Annotated in this window: 14 protein-coding genes; 13 read left to right on the forward strand and 1 reads right to left on the reverse strand. The window is 61.1% G+C overall.

Annotation, left to right across the window (positions count from 1 at the left end; genetic code table 11):
• Window positions 1–74 precede the first annotated feature (74 nt).
• The 8 genes from P5205_09220 to P5205_09255 all read left to right on the forward strand — a co-directional run bounded on the left by P5205_09220 (window position 75) and on the right by P5205_09255 (window position 6,568).
• Complete coding sequence (locus P5205_09220) at window positions 75–656, forward strand: hypothetical protein (GenBank protein HSA10536.1); 582 nt, start codon at window positions 75–77, stop codon at window positions 654–656.
• Between the two features lie 109 nt (window positions 657–765).
• Window positions 766–1,053, forward strand: a complete 288-nt coding sequence (locus tag P5205_09225) for an HU family DNA-binding protein (protein ID HSA10537.1) — start codon at window positions 766–768, stop codon at window positions 1,051–1,053.
• A 619-nt stretch (window positions 1,054–1,672) separates the two neighbouring features.
• Entirely contained in the window at window positions 1,673–2,539 is an 867-nt protein-coding gene (gene prmC, locus P5205_09230) for a peptide chain release factor N(5)-glutamine methyltransferase (protein HSA10538.1), read from the forward strand.
• 59 nt (window positions 2,540–2,598) lie between these two features.
• A complete protein-coding gene (gene murA, locus P5205_09235; protein HSA10539.1) occupies window positions 2,599–3,861 on the forward strand; it encodes a UDP-N-acetylglucosamine 1-carboxyvinyltransferase in 1,263 nt (420 codons plus the stop codon).
• A complete protein-coding gene (locus tag P5205_09240) occupies window positions 3,858–4,262 on the forward strand; it encodes a hypothetical protein (protein ID HSA10540.1) in 405 nt (134 codons plus the stop codon). Before murA ends, P5205_09240 begins: the two co-directional genes overlap by 4 nt.
• Window positions 4,263–4,397: 135 nt before the next feature.
• Window positions 4,398–4,916: a hypothetical protein gene (locus P5205_09245; GenBank protein ID HSA10541.1), complete on the forward strand. Its 519-nt coding sequence runs from the start codon at window positions 4,398–4,400 to the stop codon at window positions 4,914–4,916.
• A 130-nt stretch (window positions 4,917–5,046) separates the two neighbouring features.
• Complete coding sequence (gene bamD, locus P5205_09250; protein ID HSA10542.1) at window positions 5,047–6,054, forward strand: outer membrane protein assembly factor BamD; 1,008 nt, start codon at window positions 5,047–5,049, stop codon at window positions 6,052–6,054.
• A gap of 1 nt (window position 6,055) precedes the next feature.
• Window positions 6,056–6,568, forward strand: coding sequence for an LptE family protein (locus P5205_09255; GenBank protein ID HSA10543.1), 513 nt, complete (start codon window positions 6,056–6,058; stop codon window positions 6,566–6,568).
• 95 nt (window positions 6,569–6,663) lie between these two features.
• Here P5205_09255 and P5205_09260 read toward each other — a convergent pair whose 3' ends face one another.
• Entirely contained in the window at window positions 6,664–7,671 is a 1,008-nt protein-coding gene (locus tag P5205_09260; protein HSA10544.1) for a serine/threonine-protein kinase, read from the reverse strand.
• A gap of 181 nt (window positions 7,672–7,852) precedes the next feature.
• Between P5205_09260 and P5205_09265 the strand changes: the two genes are divergently transcribed.
• The 5 genes from P5205_09265 to P5205_09285 all read left to right on the forward strand — a co-directional run bounded on the left by P5205_09265 (window position 7,853) and on the right by P5205_09285 (window position 17,204).
• On the forward strand, window positions 7,853–9,283 hold the full coding sequence (locus P5205_09265; GenBank protein HSA10545.1) for a sodium:proton antiporter: 1,431 nt from the start codon (window positions 7,853–7,855) through the stop codon (window positions 9,281–9,283).
• An 84-nt stretch (window positions 9,284–9,367) separates the two neighbouring features.
• Window positions 9,368–10,675 (forward strand): 3-deoxy-D-manno-octulosonic acid transferase, encoded by a 1,308-nt coding sequence (locus P5205_09270; GenBank protein HSA10546.1) that lies wholly within the window; start codon window positions 9,368–9,370, stop codon window positions 10,673–10,675.
• 179 nt (window positions 10,676–10,854) lie between these two features.
• Complete coding sequence (locus P5205_09275) at window positions 10,855–11,451, forward strand: hypothetical protein (GenBank protein ID HSA10547.1); 597 nt, start codon at window positions 10,855–10,857, stop codon at window positions 11,449–11,451.
• A gap of 37 nt (window positions 11,452–11,488) precedes the next feature.
• Window positions 11,489–14,956, forward strand: a complete 3,468-nt coding sequence (locus tag P5205_09280; protein ID HSA10548.1) for a polysaccharide lyase family protein — start codon at window positions 11,489–11,491, stop codon at window positions 14,954–14,956.
• Between the two features lie 940 nt (window positions 14,957–15,896).
• On the forward strand, window positions 15,897–17,204 hold the full coding sequence (locus tag P5205_09285; protein HSA10549.1) for an MFS transporter: 1,308 nt from the start codon (window positions 15,897–15,899) through the stop codon (window positions 17,202–17,204).
• Window positions 17,205–17,323: the final 119 nt, after the last annotated feature.

Genomic DNA, 17,323 nt, shown 5'->3' on the forward strand with positions numbered 1-17,323 from the left:
ACAAGGGGACGCTATCCGGCATGAAAATAGCTGCAAATGCTCGTTTAGTTGGAATTGAAACGGCGACGATTCAAATGAACACACGCATGCGACTGAAGGTGATCCTGGCCAGCCTGGCCAACCTGCTGGTGCTGAGCTACATTGTGTACCTGACAGGCCACAATTTCCTCTTCTTCGTTTTCTTCTTTGTTCCGGTGGCCATCTGCGGCTGGCACTTGGGAAGATTGGCGGTGTTCTGCATGGCCGTCCTCAGCGGCATGAGCTGGTGCGTCGTGGACATTCTCCTCAATCATGGCTATCCGTCCGAGTTGATCCGTTGTGCCAACACGTGCATCTGTTTTCTGGCATTTGCCATCATCGGCTTGCTCGTGCAAGGCCTGCGCCAGAGCCTCCAAGAGCAACTGCGCGTCCGCGGGGAATTGGAGGTAGCGCTAGACGAGGCCGAACGTTCAAGCGAACAGGTCCGCCGAATGCAAAGCCAAATGCAAGTCGTGTGCGCCTGGACCAAACGCATCAACATGGAAGGACGCTGGGTCGCGCTCGACGAGTTCCTGACCGACAAGCTCAATACCAAGATCACTTACGGCGTCTCCCCGGAAGCCATGGAGGAAGTCCTGCACAACGTGGAGAAGATGGAAGCGCCGGTGGCGGCCTGACCGCCCCGGCAACGCGGGAACAGGCTGGCCAAGCCGAAAGCTGAAGGCGCAAATCGTCTCCTTTCAGCTTGCACTTGCGCCGTTTTGCCGATACTCCTCTCGCCCACATATGGCAAAAGCATTAACTAAATCACAAGTCATCTCATCAATTGCGGAAACCGTCGGCATTAGCAAGAAGCAGGCTGGCGAGGTCATCGAAACCCTCGTGGCGCTGGCGTACAAGAACGCCAAGAACAGCTTCACGCTGCCGGGCCTGGGGAAACTGGTGTTGGTCAATCGCAAAGCCCGCATCGGCCGCAACCCGGCTACGGGCGAGCAGATTAAGATTCCAGCCAAGCGCGTGGTCAAGTTCCGCGTCGCCAAAGCCGCCAAGGACGCAATCCTGGGCGCCAAGTAAGAGGGAACAGAACGGTTACGTTATTGTGAAGGCGGAGGATCTATCCTCCGCCTTTCTGTTTGGAATTCCAGGAGTCGGAATGGAGGAAGCACGGTTTGTTTCGCTTCAGTCAGCCACGGTGCCCGGACAGCCAGCATGTCTGGGCCAGACAATGCAGGAGCGCCAACATTTCTGCCGCCGACCCGGCTGCTTGTCAGCTTCTGAGCCGAAAGGACCATCGTCGCTGCTTCCCTTTCCTGGCAAGACCAGGGTTTCCTTCGGTTTGGGTGAAATAGATTGGATCGTGCCCGGAACACCGGGCAGATAACGACGCGAGTCCGGCGATACCCCGGTGTGTATCCCATGGGGAGCGCTCCCCATGGGATACACACCGGGGTCACACCGTTATCGGGCCGGGACCACACCGTAGAACCGCGCCGGACTGTCCACTTTTGAGACAGTTGGGGCGGGGATGCCGGCCATGGACCGGTGCGCTCATCTTTGCGCAGTTTGCTGCCATTGATCGTCGAACAAGCAGGAATCTCGGCGCTCCAGTGCAGGAAACCGGCATCTGTCCGGCGGGTCTCCTGGCGATTCTTTTGGGCTTTGAACATCCCCCCGGGCACGTAGCATGGTCCCTGTGACGGTTCTGGAAGCCATTCAACGCAGTACGGAATTCCTGACGAGAAAGGGCGTGGACTCGCCCCGTCTCCAGACCGAACTGCTGCTGGCGCACCTGCTCAAACTGCCGCGCATGAAGTTGTATCTCAGTTTCGAGCGCGTTCTGACGTCGGCTGAGGTTGACGCTTTCCGGGCACTGATCAAGCGGCGCGGCCAACGCGAGCCGTTGCAGCATATTGTCGGGTCCACCTCCTTCTGCGGCCTGGAGATAGCCGTGAACCGCCACGTGCTCATTCCGCGCCCGGAGACGGAACTGCTGGCCGAGCGCGGTTGGGAGTTTCTGGCCCAAGTCACAAGCCACAACGCTCAGCCTTCAACCGCTCTGGACTTTGGCACCGGCAGTGGCTGCCTGGCCATCGCGCTGGCAAGCAAGTGTCCCGCCAGCGAGGTGTATGCCGTGGACCTTTCGCCAGAGGCGCTGTCGGTGGCGCGCGAAAATGCCGCCCGTCATGGCGTGGCGGAGCGAATCCGTTTCCTGCACGGGGACGGTTTTGCTGCCCTGCCGACGGACGCTCGCTTTGACCTCATTGTCAGCAACCCGCCTTACATCCCCTCCGCGGAAATCAGCGAGCTGCAGCCTGAGGTCCGCGATTACGATCCGCGCGGGGCCCTGGATGGCGGCGCGGACGGACTGGAGTACGGGCGGCGCCTGGCGGCGGAATCCGCGCCGTTCCTCAAGCCGGGGGGGCGCCTGATGCTGGAATTCGGCGACGACCAGGGGGAACTCCTGCGCGGGATATTCCAGGAGCAAAAGTGGGTTGTCGAAACGATTGTCGCGGACTACACTCACCGCCCACGATTCCTGGTTGCGACGTGCTCAAAGTAAGGCGCTGTGCCAGCGGTGAAGCCGCTGGGCAAGTGGATCGTTGTGACAACTAAGTTTGCATGGATAGTCTTTTGATCAAAGGTTCGGCGCCGTTGCATGGGGAAGTAACCGTCAGCGGCGCCAAGAACGCGGTGCTGCCGATTATGGCCGCCACCCTGCTCACGGCCGAGCCCTGCGTGATTCGGCGCGTTCCGCAACTCAGCGATGTGAAGTTCATGGGTCAGATTCTCGCCTGGCTGGGCGCCCAGGTTCGGTTCCAGGGGGACGTGGTCCGAATTCAGGCCAGGAAGATCAAGGGGGTCGGGGATTACGATCTGATCCGCAAGATGCGCGGTTCGATCTGCGTCATGGGGCCGCTGCTGGGCCGTTTGAGGAAGGCTACGGTCTCGCTGCCGGGCGGTTGTGTGATTGGCGCCCGGCCCATCAACCTGCACCTCAAAGGGTTCGAGGCGCTCGGGGCGAAAGTCGTTATCGAAGGTGGTTATGCCCACGCGACTACCAAGCGGTTGGTGGGCTCGGCGCTGTTCCTGGGCGGGCGGGCCGGTTCGACGGTGCTTGGCACGGCGAACGTGATGATGGCTGCGACCCTGGCCGAAGGGGTTACCGTCATTGAAAGCGCTGCGTGCGAACCCGAAGTGGTGGACCTGGCGAATTTCCTGAACGCAATGGGAGCGAAGATTTCCGGCGCCGGCAGCCCCACCATCACCGTTACGGGCGTGACCGAATTGCATGGTGCCGAACACGAGGTCATTCCCGATCGCATCGAGGCGGCCACCTACGCGATCGCCGCCGCCGCCACCAACGGCGAGGTTACTCTGCGCGGCGCGCGCGCCGATCACATGCACGCCGTGCTCGACAAGCTGAAGGATGTGGGCGTGAGCGTTGGCCGCAGCAGCGGCGCCATTACTATTCGCCGTGCCGGCCGTTTGAAATCGGTGGACATCACCACCTTGCCGTACTCGGGCTTTCCCACTGACGTCCAGGCGCAAATGATGACGCTGATGACTTTGGTTCCGGGCATCAGCATCATTACCGAACGGATATTCGAATCGCGGTTCATGCACGTCAGCGAGCTGGCGCGCCTGGGGGCGGACATTGAAATCGAAGGACCGAGTGCGATTGTGAAAGGCGGCAAACCGCTGAGCGGCGCGCCGGTCATGGCCAGTGATCTGAGGGCTTCGGCCGCACTGGTGATCGCCGGCCTGGCCGCCCGCGGCACCACCCAGGTCAACCGGGTCTATCACCTTGACCGCGGTTATGAGAACATAGACGGCAAGCTGCGCCAGCTGGGCGCGCGCATTGAGCGGATTGAAGAATCATGACTAAACTTATTGGTGCCTTGATTATTGTGGCCGTGCTCTACGGCAGCTATTCACTGTTCCTGTACTGGGAGAAGGTCAAGAATGAGGAGGAAACCAAGGAAAGACAGGAAGCCGCAGCCATGGTGATGGGCGACCAACTGCCAGGTCTGCCTCCTGAACTGGAGCAGGGACTGCAAGATGCGCGGAAACGGGGCGCTGCTGGGCTCAGGGCCTGGCTGAAGGCCAACAGCCAGAGCGTGGAGGACCCGCGCAAAGCCTGGATCGAGCTGGATTACTGCGTGGCGGTCGCCCGAGAAGATCCCGCGGAAGCCCGCCGTGCGTTTGCCGCGGTCAAAGAGCGCACACCCCCCTCTTCGCCCGTCTGGCCACGCCTGAAACAGCTCGAGAAGACTTACGAGTAGGCGGAGGGATACAGTGACGCTGGTCAGCGCGGAGCTGACCCGTTTGGGTGAGCTCCAGAGGTAAACTTTTTTTAGTTGGCTTTCCCCGCCCAGCCGCCTATCCTGACCTCGGTAACAACAAACGAAGCCCGGCTTATGGATGTCATATTCAATTGCCCCAAGTGCGAACAAGAGTTGGCTGTGGACAGCACCGGCGTCGGCACCGAGATCAACTGTCCATCCTGCGACGAATTGATCGTCATTCCGGCTCCGGAAGCCGTCGCTAACCGAGCCGGCGTGGAAAGCACCGCTCCCCGACCGCGCGGCGAGGTTCATCCCATCAATCCCATCGCTTCTTCCGCCGCTGCGAAAGTGGAGATGCATCTGCGTGTGCCGGTCCGCACGACTCCCACTGAGAGCCTGATTGAAAAGCCGCCTCCGCCACTCGATGTCGCCGCCAAAGTAACGGATAAGAAGATCCGGGTTCGGACGATCAAGCACACCGATTGCATCGAGGTGGGGCATGACAAGTTTGATGAGATCGTATCGAACTTTCTGGCGAAGGTCGGCGAGGCCAACATCATCAACATCACAACGATTGTTTACAGCCATCTGGATATCGGCACGCAGAAGCTGCTCCAGGACTTCGGCGTAATGATCGTCTATCGGGGTTAGTCTGCTTGAGTTTCCGGGCAGATCGCCCGTTACCACCCAGGCTCGATTCCCAAACCCCAAACACGCAACCTCGCGCTTTGACCGGTACCTGCCTTGACTCGTCCCGGGGTTCGTCATTACCTTTCGCGCCATGAGTTTCCGGTTCGTGCACCTGCTCCTCGTTGTGATATGCCTGTTGGCATTCCCGTCGAGTTCGCCAGCGCCGCTGGTGTATCGTCCAGGAGAAGGCTGGGTTTATGAACCCGTCGGCGGCGAAGCCAAGTGGCAACGGCCGCGCGCGAAAGAGCAGCTGGAAGTCGCTCAGGCCTTGTTCGACAGGAAGGCCTACAGCCTCGCGCTGAGGGCAGCGCGCCGCGTCATGCAGCTGTGGCCGACTTCGGATTATGGCCCCCAGGCCCAGTATCTCGTCGCCCGTTGTTACGAGGCCGACGGCGAGCTGGAAAAGGCCTTTAAGGAATATCAGAAGCTCCTGGAGAAGCAGCCCAAGTATGAGAATCTCGCGGAGGTTAGGCAGCGCCAGTTCCAGATCGCGAATCAGTACCTGGCCGGCAAGTGGTTCAAGTTCGGGGGCTACCTTCCCTATCGATCGATGACCCGCACCGCCCGCATGTATGCTCAGATCGTGAAGACCGGGCCGTACAGCGACGTCGCGCCACAGGCGCAACTGAGCATTGGCACGGCGCAGGAAAAGCAGACAATCTTCTTCTTTAAGCATCCCGATTATCCCGAAGCCATCAAGGCTTACGATCTGGCCGCCGACCGCTATTTTGACCAGCCCGAGGTAGCCGCCGAAGCCATCTTCCGGGCCGGCCTGGCTTACAAGGAAGAAGCCCAGAGCGCGGACCGAGACCGAACCACCGCCGGGCAGGCGATCGCCAAATTCACCGACTTCATGGCGCTCTACCCGGACGAGCCGCGAGTGCCGGACGCGCAGAAGTTGATCGCCTCCCTCCGGGGGGAGCAGGCGCGCGGCAACTTCGCCATCGCCCAGTTCTACGAAAAGCGCAAGAAATGGGACGGCGCCCGGATCTACTACAATGAAGTCCTGTTGCAGGATCCGAACTCGCCTTACGCCAACAGTGCGCGGCAACGGATTGACCAACTGAAGCAGCGGCCGCAGGAGGGAGCCGCCCAATAATATGCGGGTCTGGTGCTGCCTGTTTGCCGGTGTGCTGGCCCTGAGTGGGAGCGGGTGCGCGGGGTACAAGCTCGGGCCCGTCAACGGCCTGGCTGTAGGTGAAAAGTCAGTGCAAGTGAACCCGTTCCTCAATGAGACGATCCAGCCGAACCTGGGAGACGCGGTCACGGCCCAACTGCGCAAGCAGTTGCAGCGCGATGGCACCTACAAACTTGCCACCCACAATGATGGAGACATCGTGCTCAGCGGATCAATCACCCGTTACGGCAGGCAGGAAGTTAGCTTTTCTGCGGAGGACGTTCTCACCGTGCGTGACTACCGTCTCGATCTGACCGCGCAGGTCACCGCGCACCACCGCAGCACCGGCAAGGTCATCCTCGACCAACCGGTTAAAGGCACCACCCTCATGCGCGTCACTTCTGACATGACGAGCGCCGAACGCCAGGCACTACCCTTGCTCGCGACCGACCTGGCCAGGAACGTGACGACATTGCTTGCAGAGGGTGGTTGGTAGGCCGGCGAAGCTGATTTGAGAGGGTTTGTTTCCCATCGGCAGGTCGCCGCCAGTGTGCCGGCTTGCCCCTCGGCCGGGTTGCTTGACCCCGCGGCTCACCGCCGCCACCAGCTTGTTTTGCTCTTGCCGCTGGAGCCTTGCGCGCTTTGGGTGTAGCGCTGCACCAGCAACTGGCTGCGCGCCGCCTCGAACGCCATCCGCAGCTCGTCATAGCTCAAGTAACGGTCGGCGGGATTCTTCGCCAGCACTTTCACCAGGGCATCGCTGGTCGGCTGAGTGATTTCGGGCACCACCAGATTGGGAGGGGTCACTGTCGTGTGCACATGCGCCGCCACCAACTCTTCCACGCTGGGAGCTTCGAAGGGCACGTGCCCGGTCAACGCATGATAGAGCGTGCAGCCCAGGCTGTACATGTCGGACAAGAATGTCTCGCGCTCGCGCTTGATCTTCTCCGGCGCCACGTAATAGGGAGTTCCTTCCGTTACCGAAGCGGACTCCGGCTCGGCCTCAACGTTGCGCGCCAATCCAAAATCCACCAGTTTCGGCTCGCCATCCGCGTTGAACAGAATATTGCCCGGTTTGATATCACGATGAAGGAGATTATGTTTGAGCGCCATGTCCAGGGCCGAGGCGATCTTGACTCCGACATCAAGGACATCCAATTCCCCCAGGGGCGGCTTCTTCTCGATGCGTGTGTCGAGACTGCCGCGGTCCGCCAGCTCCATCACAAGGTAACGTTGACCTTCAAACTCATCAAACGAGTAGATGTGAATGATGTTGGTGTGGTTGAGCGAGGCGCAGGCGCGCGCCTCCCGGTAGAACGCCTCCAACGCAGCCGGGTCGTTCTCCAACTCCTTCCGCATAATCTTGACCGCTACCAATCGCTCCAGCACGGTATCGAACGCCCGGTAAACCTTCCCTTGCCCCCCGCCGCCGATCTTGCTGCGCAGTTCAAACTGCCTCAACTGCATCGGCATCATGATCTGGCAGCCACATCGCTTGCACGGCTCGCTGGACAACGGTGGCAGGTCTCCCGGAATGAATACCTTGGCTTCACACCCGCTGCAGGTGACCATTTTCAGTGGTTTGTCGTGCACGCTCATTACGTTCTAATTGTAGCATTGCCTGTTCCGACGACAAGTCTCGGGCTGCCACCCAAACGCCTTCGAGACACCTGCCCTCATTAGCCTGCCTTTTATAGGCGGGTCGGTAGTCTTCTGGCTTCCTCGTCCTGCTCTGGAATCTGGTTGACCGTATTTTGCCAGCACCGGTAGGGTTTAGGTGATGAGTCACCACTTAGTCGAGCCCAATCCCTGGATGATTCTGCCCTTCGGGCTGCTGCTGGGCACCATCGCCCTGGCTCCGGTGCTCTGCCAGGCGTGGTGGACGAGGCATTACCCCAAGGTCGTGTGTTCGCTCGGCGCAATCACGCTCGCCTACTACATCTTCGGCCTTCGCGCCTGCGAGCGCATAATCCAAGTCGGTCATGAGTACATCAGTTTTATTGCGTTGATTGGATCGCTCTTTGTTGTCTCGGGCGGCATCCACCTCAATGTCCGGGGCGAGGCCACGCCGCGTGCCAATACGACCTTCCTGTTCCTGGGAGCACTGGTTGCGAACCTCCTCGGGACCACTGGCGCCTCGATGTTGCTTATCCGGCCGTGGATTCGGATGAACAAGTACCGAATCACCGCGCACCACATCATCTTCTTTATCTTCATCGTCTCGAACGTGGGCGGCTGCCTCACACCTATCGGCGACCCGCCCTTGTTTCTAGGTTACCTGAAAGGGATCCCTTTTTGGTGGGTTGCAGAACATTGCTGGCCGATCTGGGCTGTGGGCGTTGGCTTTCTGCTGGCGCTTTTCTACCTTATTGACACTCGCAATTACCGCCGAGCCCCGGAAGCAGTCCGCAACCGGTTGGCGGAACCGCCCGATCAATGGCGAGTTGATGGTTTGTGGAATATTGCCTTTCTCCTGGTCATCCTCGGGGCAGTATTCCTCGACCGGCCGTTATTCCTGCGCGAAGCCCTGATGGCTGGTGCCGCCCTGGGGTCTTGGTTCACCACGAAGAAGCGGGTGCACGAAGCAAACCATTTCAGTTTCCACCCCATACAGGAGGTCGCTATCCTCTTCATCGGCATCTTTGCCACCATGATGCCGGCGCTGGATTGGCTGCAAGACAACGCAGGCCACCTGGGCAGGCCAAGCCCGGCCCTGTTCTTTTGGGGCAGCGGGCTCCTTTCCAGTGTCCTGGATAACGCGCCGACCTACTTGAGCTTCCTGAGTGCCTCCTTCGGGCTTTTTGTTGAACCCGAAGTTGTGGATAGGGTGCAGTTTCTCATCCGGAACCACGGTGCGGATCTTGCAGGCCTTGCCGGGCCGCAGGCCGATGGAATTCGACAAACTTACGAAGTGTTACAGAAGTATCATGCCGGTGCTGTCGCCAGTGGGAAGGTGAGTGTGGAGCAAATTAAGATTGCGTTCCTGCTCGGCAACAGCGGCTTCAGTAGCTTTATCATCGCCATCAGCGTCGGCGCGGTATTCTTCGGTGCCAATACCTACATTGGGAATGGGCCCAACTTCATGGTCAAAGCCATCGCCGACCACCAGAAGGTCTCTACCCCCAGCTTCCTGGGGATGGTGTTCAAGTACACTCTGCCGTGCATGGGGCCGATGTTGATTTTGATCTGGCTGCTGTTTTTTCGCGCGTGAGCCGCAAGCATGCTTGTAGAAAAGCGTTGCGCGGTTTGCCGGCAAACTCCAGAATGAATCGGTAATTCGAAGGTAAAGAGCGGAGTGCGCATCCTTTACAATATTCTGTTCACGATTGGTTTTGTCCTGTCCTCGCCGTATTACTTCATGCGAATGCGGCGGCGCGGCAACTGGCAGCAAGGCTTCGCGGAACGGTTCGGCAAATACGACACGAAATTCAAGCAGGCTATCACCAACAGAGATACGCTTTGGATGCATGCCGTGAGCGTTGGCGAGGTGAACATCTGCACCCAGCTGATCCGCGCGCTCGAACCGCGCCTGCCGAACCTTAAGATTGTCGTTTCCACCACCACGACTACCGGCATGGGCGAATTGCACCGCAAGCTTCCCAACCATATCAGCAAGATTTACTACCCGATTGACCGCCGTTTGTATGTCACGCGCGCATTGGCTACCATCCGCCCTGTGGCGGTCGTGTTGGTCGAGGCCGAGATCTGGCCGAACTTCCTCTGGCGCGCGCGCGACCTCGGCATCCCTGTCTTTCTGGTCAATGCGCGTTTGTCCGACCGCTCTTATCGCGGCTACCGGCGATTCGGCCTGCTGTTTAGACCGATCTTTGCTTTATTCGCGGGGATAGGGGCGCAGAACGATTCTGATGCGGCCAGGCTCACCAAGCTCGGGTGCCGTCCGGAGGCGATTCATATTGTTGGCAGCTTGAAATTCGACGCCGCTAAACTCGAAGAACGCCGCCGGCTCGATGTCCCCGCCCTTCTGCGCCGGGTTGGCGTGCGGCCGGGGGCGCGCCTGCTCATCGGCGGCAGCACGCACGCGGGCGAGGAAGCCATACTCGCCGAAAAATATCTCCGCCTGCGCGCGCGATTCCCAGACTTGTTCCTCGTGCTGGTGCCGCGGCATTTTGAGCGCAGCCGGGAAGTTGGCCGCGAATTGGAAGCGCAAGGTCTCAAGTGTGCGTACCGGACCGAATTAACCGCCCGCACCCGCCTTGAGCCCGGAAAGGTGGATTGCCTGATTGTCAACACCACCGGCGAATTGAAGTTCTTCTACGAGCACGCCACCGTCATCTTCGTGGGCAAAAGCCTCGCGGCTCAAGGCGGGCAGAATCCGATTGAACCAGGCGCACTGGGCAAAGCCATGGTCTTCGGCCCGCACATGCAGAACTTCGCGGAAGCCGCGCACAGTTTTGTGCAGCAGGGAGGCGCGGCGCAGGTGCGCGACGCAGCGGAGCTCGAAGCGGTGTTGGGAGATCTCCTGGCCAACGAATCGCGGCGCCAGGAGTTGGGTCGAAACGCACAAAAGGTGGTTAGCGAGAACCTCGGCGCCGTTGACCGCACAGTGGATCTGATCGTCGAACGTCTCGCCCCCGGCGATTGACGGCCGCTCCCAGCGGGGGATGGAGTAACCTGGAAGTCATGGTGGTAGTGGCAAGCCGTGCCCTGCCTCTTCGTCGCCGCGCGAATGATGTTGGCACTGCCGAAAACCCGCACTAATGTAGCCCTCCGATGTCGCCACGCGCCCTGTGGATAGTGCTTTGCCCTATGCTGTTGGCGGGCATGGCTCTGCCTGCCCTGGCCCACACGCTGCCCATCAGCTACCTGCGGCTTGTTGCAGAGGCCGAATACCTGCACCTCGAACTGGTGTTCAATCCCTTCGAGCTGTCCTTCATGCCCGACCTGGACGAAAACCGGGACGCCGAGCTCAACCTGGCCGAGTTGGGCAAGCACGGCCAGACGCTGGCCGAGCGAGTGGTTGGCGCGCTGCAGCTCAGCGCCGGCGGGTCCGTGCTGCGTTCCGAAACCGCGGGTATGGACCCGGACCTTAGCGGCCACCACGTGCGGGTGCGCGCGCACTACAAGCTGGATGCGCGCAAGCTCCCATTGACGGTGGAAACGGGGCTACCCAAACTCACCAGCATGTCGCACCTGACCCAGGTGACGTATCAGAACGGCGCCCATCAGCAACTTGCCCAGCTTGACTCGCACTCACGAAAGGTGACCTTCCATCCCAATGAACCCTCCCCTGCGCCCGACGTCCGGACCCCACCGCGGCAACGCGCTATGTCGGGCCACATTCTCGTGGCCGGCACCGGTTTCCTGTTGCTGGCCGGGGCAGCGCTGGTTTGGGTGTTGCGCAAGCAACGCCTCCGGTGATAATCGCTTCACAACCGCAGCTACTGAACATCAAATTATGATTACAGACAAAGCCCCCACGACCAAACGTATGCTCGTTGCCGCGGCCGCCCTGTCAGCCGCAGCGGCAATCGCAGCGCCATCCGCAGCGCCGCTCTGGACCATTGGCAAGCCCGATGGCGCCGCCATGGAATTCGCGCCGGGCAGCCGCCCGGAGCTGACCTTCAGCGTTGGCACGAGCGGCGTGAGTAAAGACTTCGCCGGCAGCCAGGGCGGTTCCGTAGGCTGGGACGGCAAGGTGCGGGAGAATCCCTACCACATCACTTTCGACCTCGATGATCCGCCCCAAGGCCGCTACGAGGTCGTGCTTGACTTCATCTACCACTCCGGCGCGCCGACGCAGCTCAAAGTGCTGGTCAACGACAAGGCCGGCATCTTTCCCATCCAGTTCGCAGCGAAGAAAAGCACCTGGGGCGAAGAAGGCAACGAGATGCTCATGGCCAGCCAGCACCTGGTGGTGCCGGTGGACGCCGCGTGGCTGCGGGCCAAGGGCAACAAGCTCACCCTGGTCCCGCTGGGCATCGGCAGTCTCGCCTACGACGCCATCAGCTTCCGCGCCGCATCGGACCCGCCCGACGCCGCGCCGCGCCTGGAGCCCACCATTCTCTTCCACAAGCGGGGTGGCAAGCTTGTCGAGGTGTGCAACCTGACGGTCCCCTTCACGCAACGCTTCGACCGCGCACCTGCGACAGTCAAGGTCGGCAAATCTTCCATCACCGCCACCCTCACCAATGCCGTCTACGACTTCGGCCTCTGGGTGGAACCGCTCGAAGTGGCGGCGGCCGAGGTCGGCGGCCAGGCCAGCATCGAGCTCACGCTGGCCGGCCAGACCTTGCGCAACAGTCATGACGTTAAGCCCGCCAAGCAGTGGAAGATTTTCGTCTGCCCGAAGGTCCATAACGACGTCGGCTACACCGATCTCCAGCCCCACGTCAACGAGCTGGACAACCGCAACACCGACCGCGTGCTCGACCTCCTGGCGGAATACCCCTTCTACAAGTTCAACTTTGAAACTTCCTGGCTGGTGGACAACTACATGGACTGCCGCACCGCGCCTTTCCAAGACAAGTTCTTTGACTACGCCCGCAAGGACCGCATCGGCATCAATGTCCTTTACCTCAACCTCATGACCGGTCTCTGCACCGGGGAGGAGCTCTACCGCGCGATGTACTTCACGCACAAGCTCCATCGCACCCAGGGCAGCGACTTCAATTACGCCTGCCTCACCGACGCGCCGTCGCATAGCTGGTTCCTGCCAACGCTCCTCCGCGATGCCGGCGTCAAAGCCTTCTCCAACGGCGCCAACCAAACCCGCGCCCCGATCCTCCATTACAGCGACCTCAACGAAGACTCGCCCTACTATTGGGAAGGCATGAACGGCGAGCGCATCTTCATGTGGTATGCCCGCAGCTACGTTCAGCTCAAGCGCCTTACCGGCCCCGGCTGGGGCGGCGACATCTCGAGCATTGCCTTTCTCAAACGCAGCGTGCCGCAGTTCCTCTCCCGCTACCTGCGCGACAATTACGCGCCCGACGCCGTCATGATCTACGGCGCCTACGTGGACAACGCCGCCATCCCCGCGCGCGGCGACGCCCCCGCCATCGAGCAGTGGAACAACGAGTTCGAGTATCCCAAACTGGTGGTCGGCACGGACGCCGACTACTTCAACTACGTCGAGCGCCACTTCGCGGACAAGCTTCCCGTGTATCGCGGCGACTGCGGCGCCTACTGGGAGGACGGCGTCGGCTCCACCATGCGCGCCACCATCCTCAACCGCGAAACCCAGCGTGTCCTGCCCGCGGCTGAAACCGCCGCCGCGCTCGCCACCATCTTCGAGCCGCGCGACCGCTACCCCGCCGAGGACTTCCGCCGCGCCTGGAACAACGTGATGTTTTACAACGAGCACACCTGGGGCGCTCACAACAGCGTCTCCCAGCCCGGCCGCCAGTTCGTCGAGCGGCAGTGGGAAATCAAGGAAAGCTACTCCACGCGCGCAAACCTCGATGCCCGCAGCCTATTCGCCCGCGGTTGCAACCGCCTGGCCCAGCAAATCGCGGTGGATGGCAGCAGCATTCTCGCCTTCAACTGGCAGAACCGCCCGCGCACTGCGGCGCTGGAGACCGAGTTGGGCAGCGGCGACCAGCTTGTGGATCTCGCCGACAATAAGGTTGTGCCCATGGACATCTACTCCGAGCTGGACGGCTGGCGCAAGGTGCGCTTCATCGCGCGCGACGTGCCGCCGATGGGCTACAAGGCCTATGCCATCCGCGGTATCGACCCCGCCGCCCACAAGGCCAACGAGAAGCTCGACGGTGACACCATCGAGAACCAGTTCTATCGCCTCACCGTGGACGCGAAAACCGGCGGCCTCAATAGCCTCTTCGACAAATCCGCCAACCGCGAACTCCTCGACTCCTCGGCGCCCTATAAGCTCAATGAGTATCTTTACGTCAGCGGCGGTGAGGGCTCGCTCATCCTCAACTTCACTTTCGGCACCCCGCCCGCCAACCTCACCGTTCACGAGCCCGCTCAGGCCACCATCATCAAAGTTCGAAAGACTCCCCTGGGCCACCGCCTCCTCGTCGAAACCAAAGCGACGAACACGCCCAAAGTCACCAGCGAATACCTCCTCTACGACGCCCTCAAACGTGTGGACATCGTCAACACAGTCGAGAAGGACGAGGTCCGCGCCAAGGAAGCCGTTTATTTCGCCTTCCCCTTCGCCGCGGCAAACCCCGCCATGGAATACCAAATCCAAAACGGCTGGTGCCGCCCAAACGATGACCAAATGCCCGGCGCCTGCCGCGAATGGTTCACGCCGCAAAACCTCGTCCACGTCCGCGACGGCGATTTCTCCGTCGCCTGGTCCACGCCCGATGCGCCTCTTGTCACCCTTACCGACATTAACCGCGGCAAATGGCTATCCCACCTGCCCATCCGGAACGGCCATGTCTATTCCTATGTCATGAACAACTATTGGTTCACCAATTACCGCGCGCAGCAGGGCGGACGCTTTGTCTTCCATTACTCCATCACCAGCGGGCGCGGCTTGGACCGCGAGCTTCTCGCCCGCTTCGACGAAGACACCCGCTCCCCGGTGCTCGCCTACCCATTCCTCTCGTCCTTCTCCGCCGCCATCTCGCAGGCCGGCCGTCCCATGCCCGCCAGCGGCAGCTCCTTCCTCACCTGCGACGCCCCTAACTTGGAAATGGTCACCCTCAAGGAAGCTGAGGACGGCGACGGTTTCATCCTGCGCTTCCGCGAAGTCGCCGGCCGCGGTGGCGAAGCCTCCCTCAAGCTGCCGACCTTCCGCGCCGCCGCAGCATCCCTCTGCAACGGCGTTGAAGAGAGTATCCAGCAGCTTGCCATTTCCCGCGAAGCTGTGACGGTTCCCTACAAACCCTACTCCTTCACCACGCTCCGCCTGAAACCGCGGAACCCCGCTGCCAAAATCTCTCCCAAATAGCGTCGGATCCGGGATAACCGGATTACACTGACGCTGTACGCGCCTAACCCACGTTTCTTTACCGGGATGTTGATGGCGATCCGCCGTCTCGGACACCTCTTTTGCCCTCCGGCACTCCCACCGGAAGGGCTCAACGCCGTCGCGGTGGTCGTACGCCGGCGTTGGCTTGCGGCTGGCTGGTGGATGGCTCGTCAGTGTGGTCGGGCTACGGTGTGTATCCCATGGGGAGCGCTCCCCATGGGATACACACCGTAGCACCACCGTGCTGTCACCGTTTCCCCAAGCCAAGAGTGCCGGAGTCAGCGGGGACTGGAGAAGGCAGGCAGGCGGCATGACTGTCCCAAAAATGGACAGTGTGCAGGTTTGAGGTTCGGATGGCCCATTCGGTTCTGGCCGAATAGTAATGATGGCCTTCTGTTCCCTGAGCCTCGGCCATCCGAGCTGCGAGGGTGAGAACCATAGTTGGGACATCCCTGAAATCCGTGATGAACCGAATTCCTGACGTATTTTTCCCTCCTGCCTTTTGAGGCGTCTGCCTGCCCCGTGGGTTTGCAGGGCTTTACGCCTTCGGCACATTTATCTTCTGCCTCCTGCCGTTCAAGTTTTACCGTGCGCGAATCCGCGCTGGCACAGGAGCAAAGAACTGGGGTAACATCGAGTTGGACTCGACTGTCCAAAATGGGAGAGCCAGTCTAGCGAATAATCTATGGCAAACAGTGGCAAGCCGCGATGGTCCAAGTGCCTGCTCACCCCGGTGATGATCGGCGCTGCGGCGGCTGGGGTGTTGTGTTTCAGGAACAGCCACACTGAAGTTCTTGACGGTTTGGAGGAAGGGAACTCCGTCATTAGGGCGGTGAGGCTGTCCGCGGGCCAGGCGGCTGCGCCGGCCCTTGCGGGCACAAGTCCGTTTGGTGGTCCGGCGCGATTTTGTTGATGCGCCATGCCGCCCGAATCGGACAACTTAGCTGCCACGGTCCCGGCCGTGCCCGAGGAGGTGGTGGGCCAGCCACGAAGGCTGGAATCAGGGGTATTTCCGTGGCGGCAGACGTTCGCCGCGCTCAAGCACCGCAACTTCCGGCTCTTCTTCTCCGGCCAACTGGTTTCGCTGGTTGGCACGTGGATGCAGAACACAGCCCAAAGCTGGCTGGTCTATCAACTCACGGGTTCCAAGCTCCTGTTGGGCATCGTCGCCGCCGTGGGGACCGCGCCGCTGCTGCTGTTCTCGATGTGGGGCGGGTCGGTGGCCGACCGGCATTCGAAGCAGACGGTGCTGCTGTGGACGCAGAGCGGCATGATGGTGCTGGCGTTTCTGTTTGCCGCGGTGGTTTGGACCGGGGTGGTGCGCCCCTGGCACATCATGGTGCTGGCGGGGCTCGGGGGGATAGCGATGGCCTTCGACATGCCGGCGCGGCAGGCCTTCGTGGTCGAGATAACCAGCCGCGAGGACTTGATGAACGCGGTGTTGCTCAACAGCTCCGTCTTCAACGGTGCGCGAGTTGTCGGGCCGGCGGTGGCGGGGTTCCTCATGGCGCAGGTGGACCTGGGAGCGTGTTTCTTCCTGAATGGGCTGAGCTTCGTGGCCGTGCTGGCGGGGCTGTTGATGATGCGGCTGCCTCGGTTTGTGCCGCCCGCCCAGCCGGAATCCAACTGGCAGCATGTCCTGGACGGCTTTGCCTATGTGGCGAAGCACCGCCGGGTGCGCACCCTGCTGCTACTGGTCGCCTTTGTCGGCGTGTTTGGCTGGTCGTATTCTGTGCTCATGCCGGCGTTTGCGACCGACGTGCTGCGCGTCGGCAGCCGCGAGTATGGGATGTTGCTGAGTGCCAATGGCATTGGCGCGCTGGCGGGGGCGCTGGCGGTCGCCACCTACGGCGCTCGTCTGCCCCGGCGGTTATTGGTGTTCGGCGGCTTGGGACTCTTCTCGCTGATGCTGCTGCTGCTTGCCGTTACGCGGAATTATTACGTGGCGCTGGTGTGGATGGCGATCGCCGGCTGGGGAATGCTGCTTTACATCTCCACCAGCAACACCGCGATCCAGATGAGTGTCGCTGATGGCATGCGCGGGAGGGTCATGGGAATTTGGGCGCTGATGTTCGGCGGCATGATGCCTCTGGGCGGTTTGGAAGCTGGCGTCCTCTCGCACTGGGTTGGAGTGCCGTGGACAGTGGCCATTGGCGCGATGGGATGCGGCACAGCCGCCCTGGTGGCATGGCTGTTTGTCCGCCGCAGTCCGCAGAGCGCCCAATAAGCACAACCCCCTCGCTCGCGCCAGGGCTTGCTGGACTGGCCGATTCCAGATGAACTCCGTGAGTCAACCCCCCGGGCTCGTTCGCTGCTAGGCGAGTTGGTGCCGCAACTCGCGGAGGA

This window comes from Candidatus Paceibacterota bacterium (assembly GCA_035452965.1).
Taxonomy (GTDB): Bacteria; Verrucomicrobiota; Verrucomicrobiia; order Limisphaerales; family UBA8199; genus UBA8199.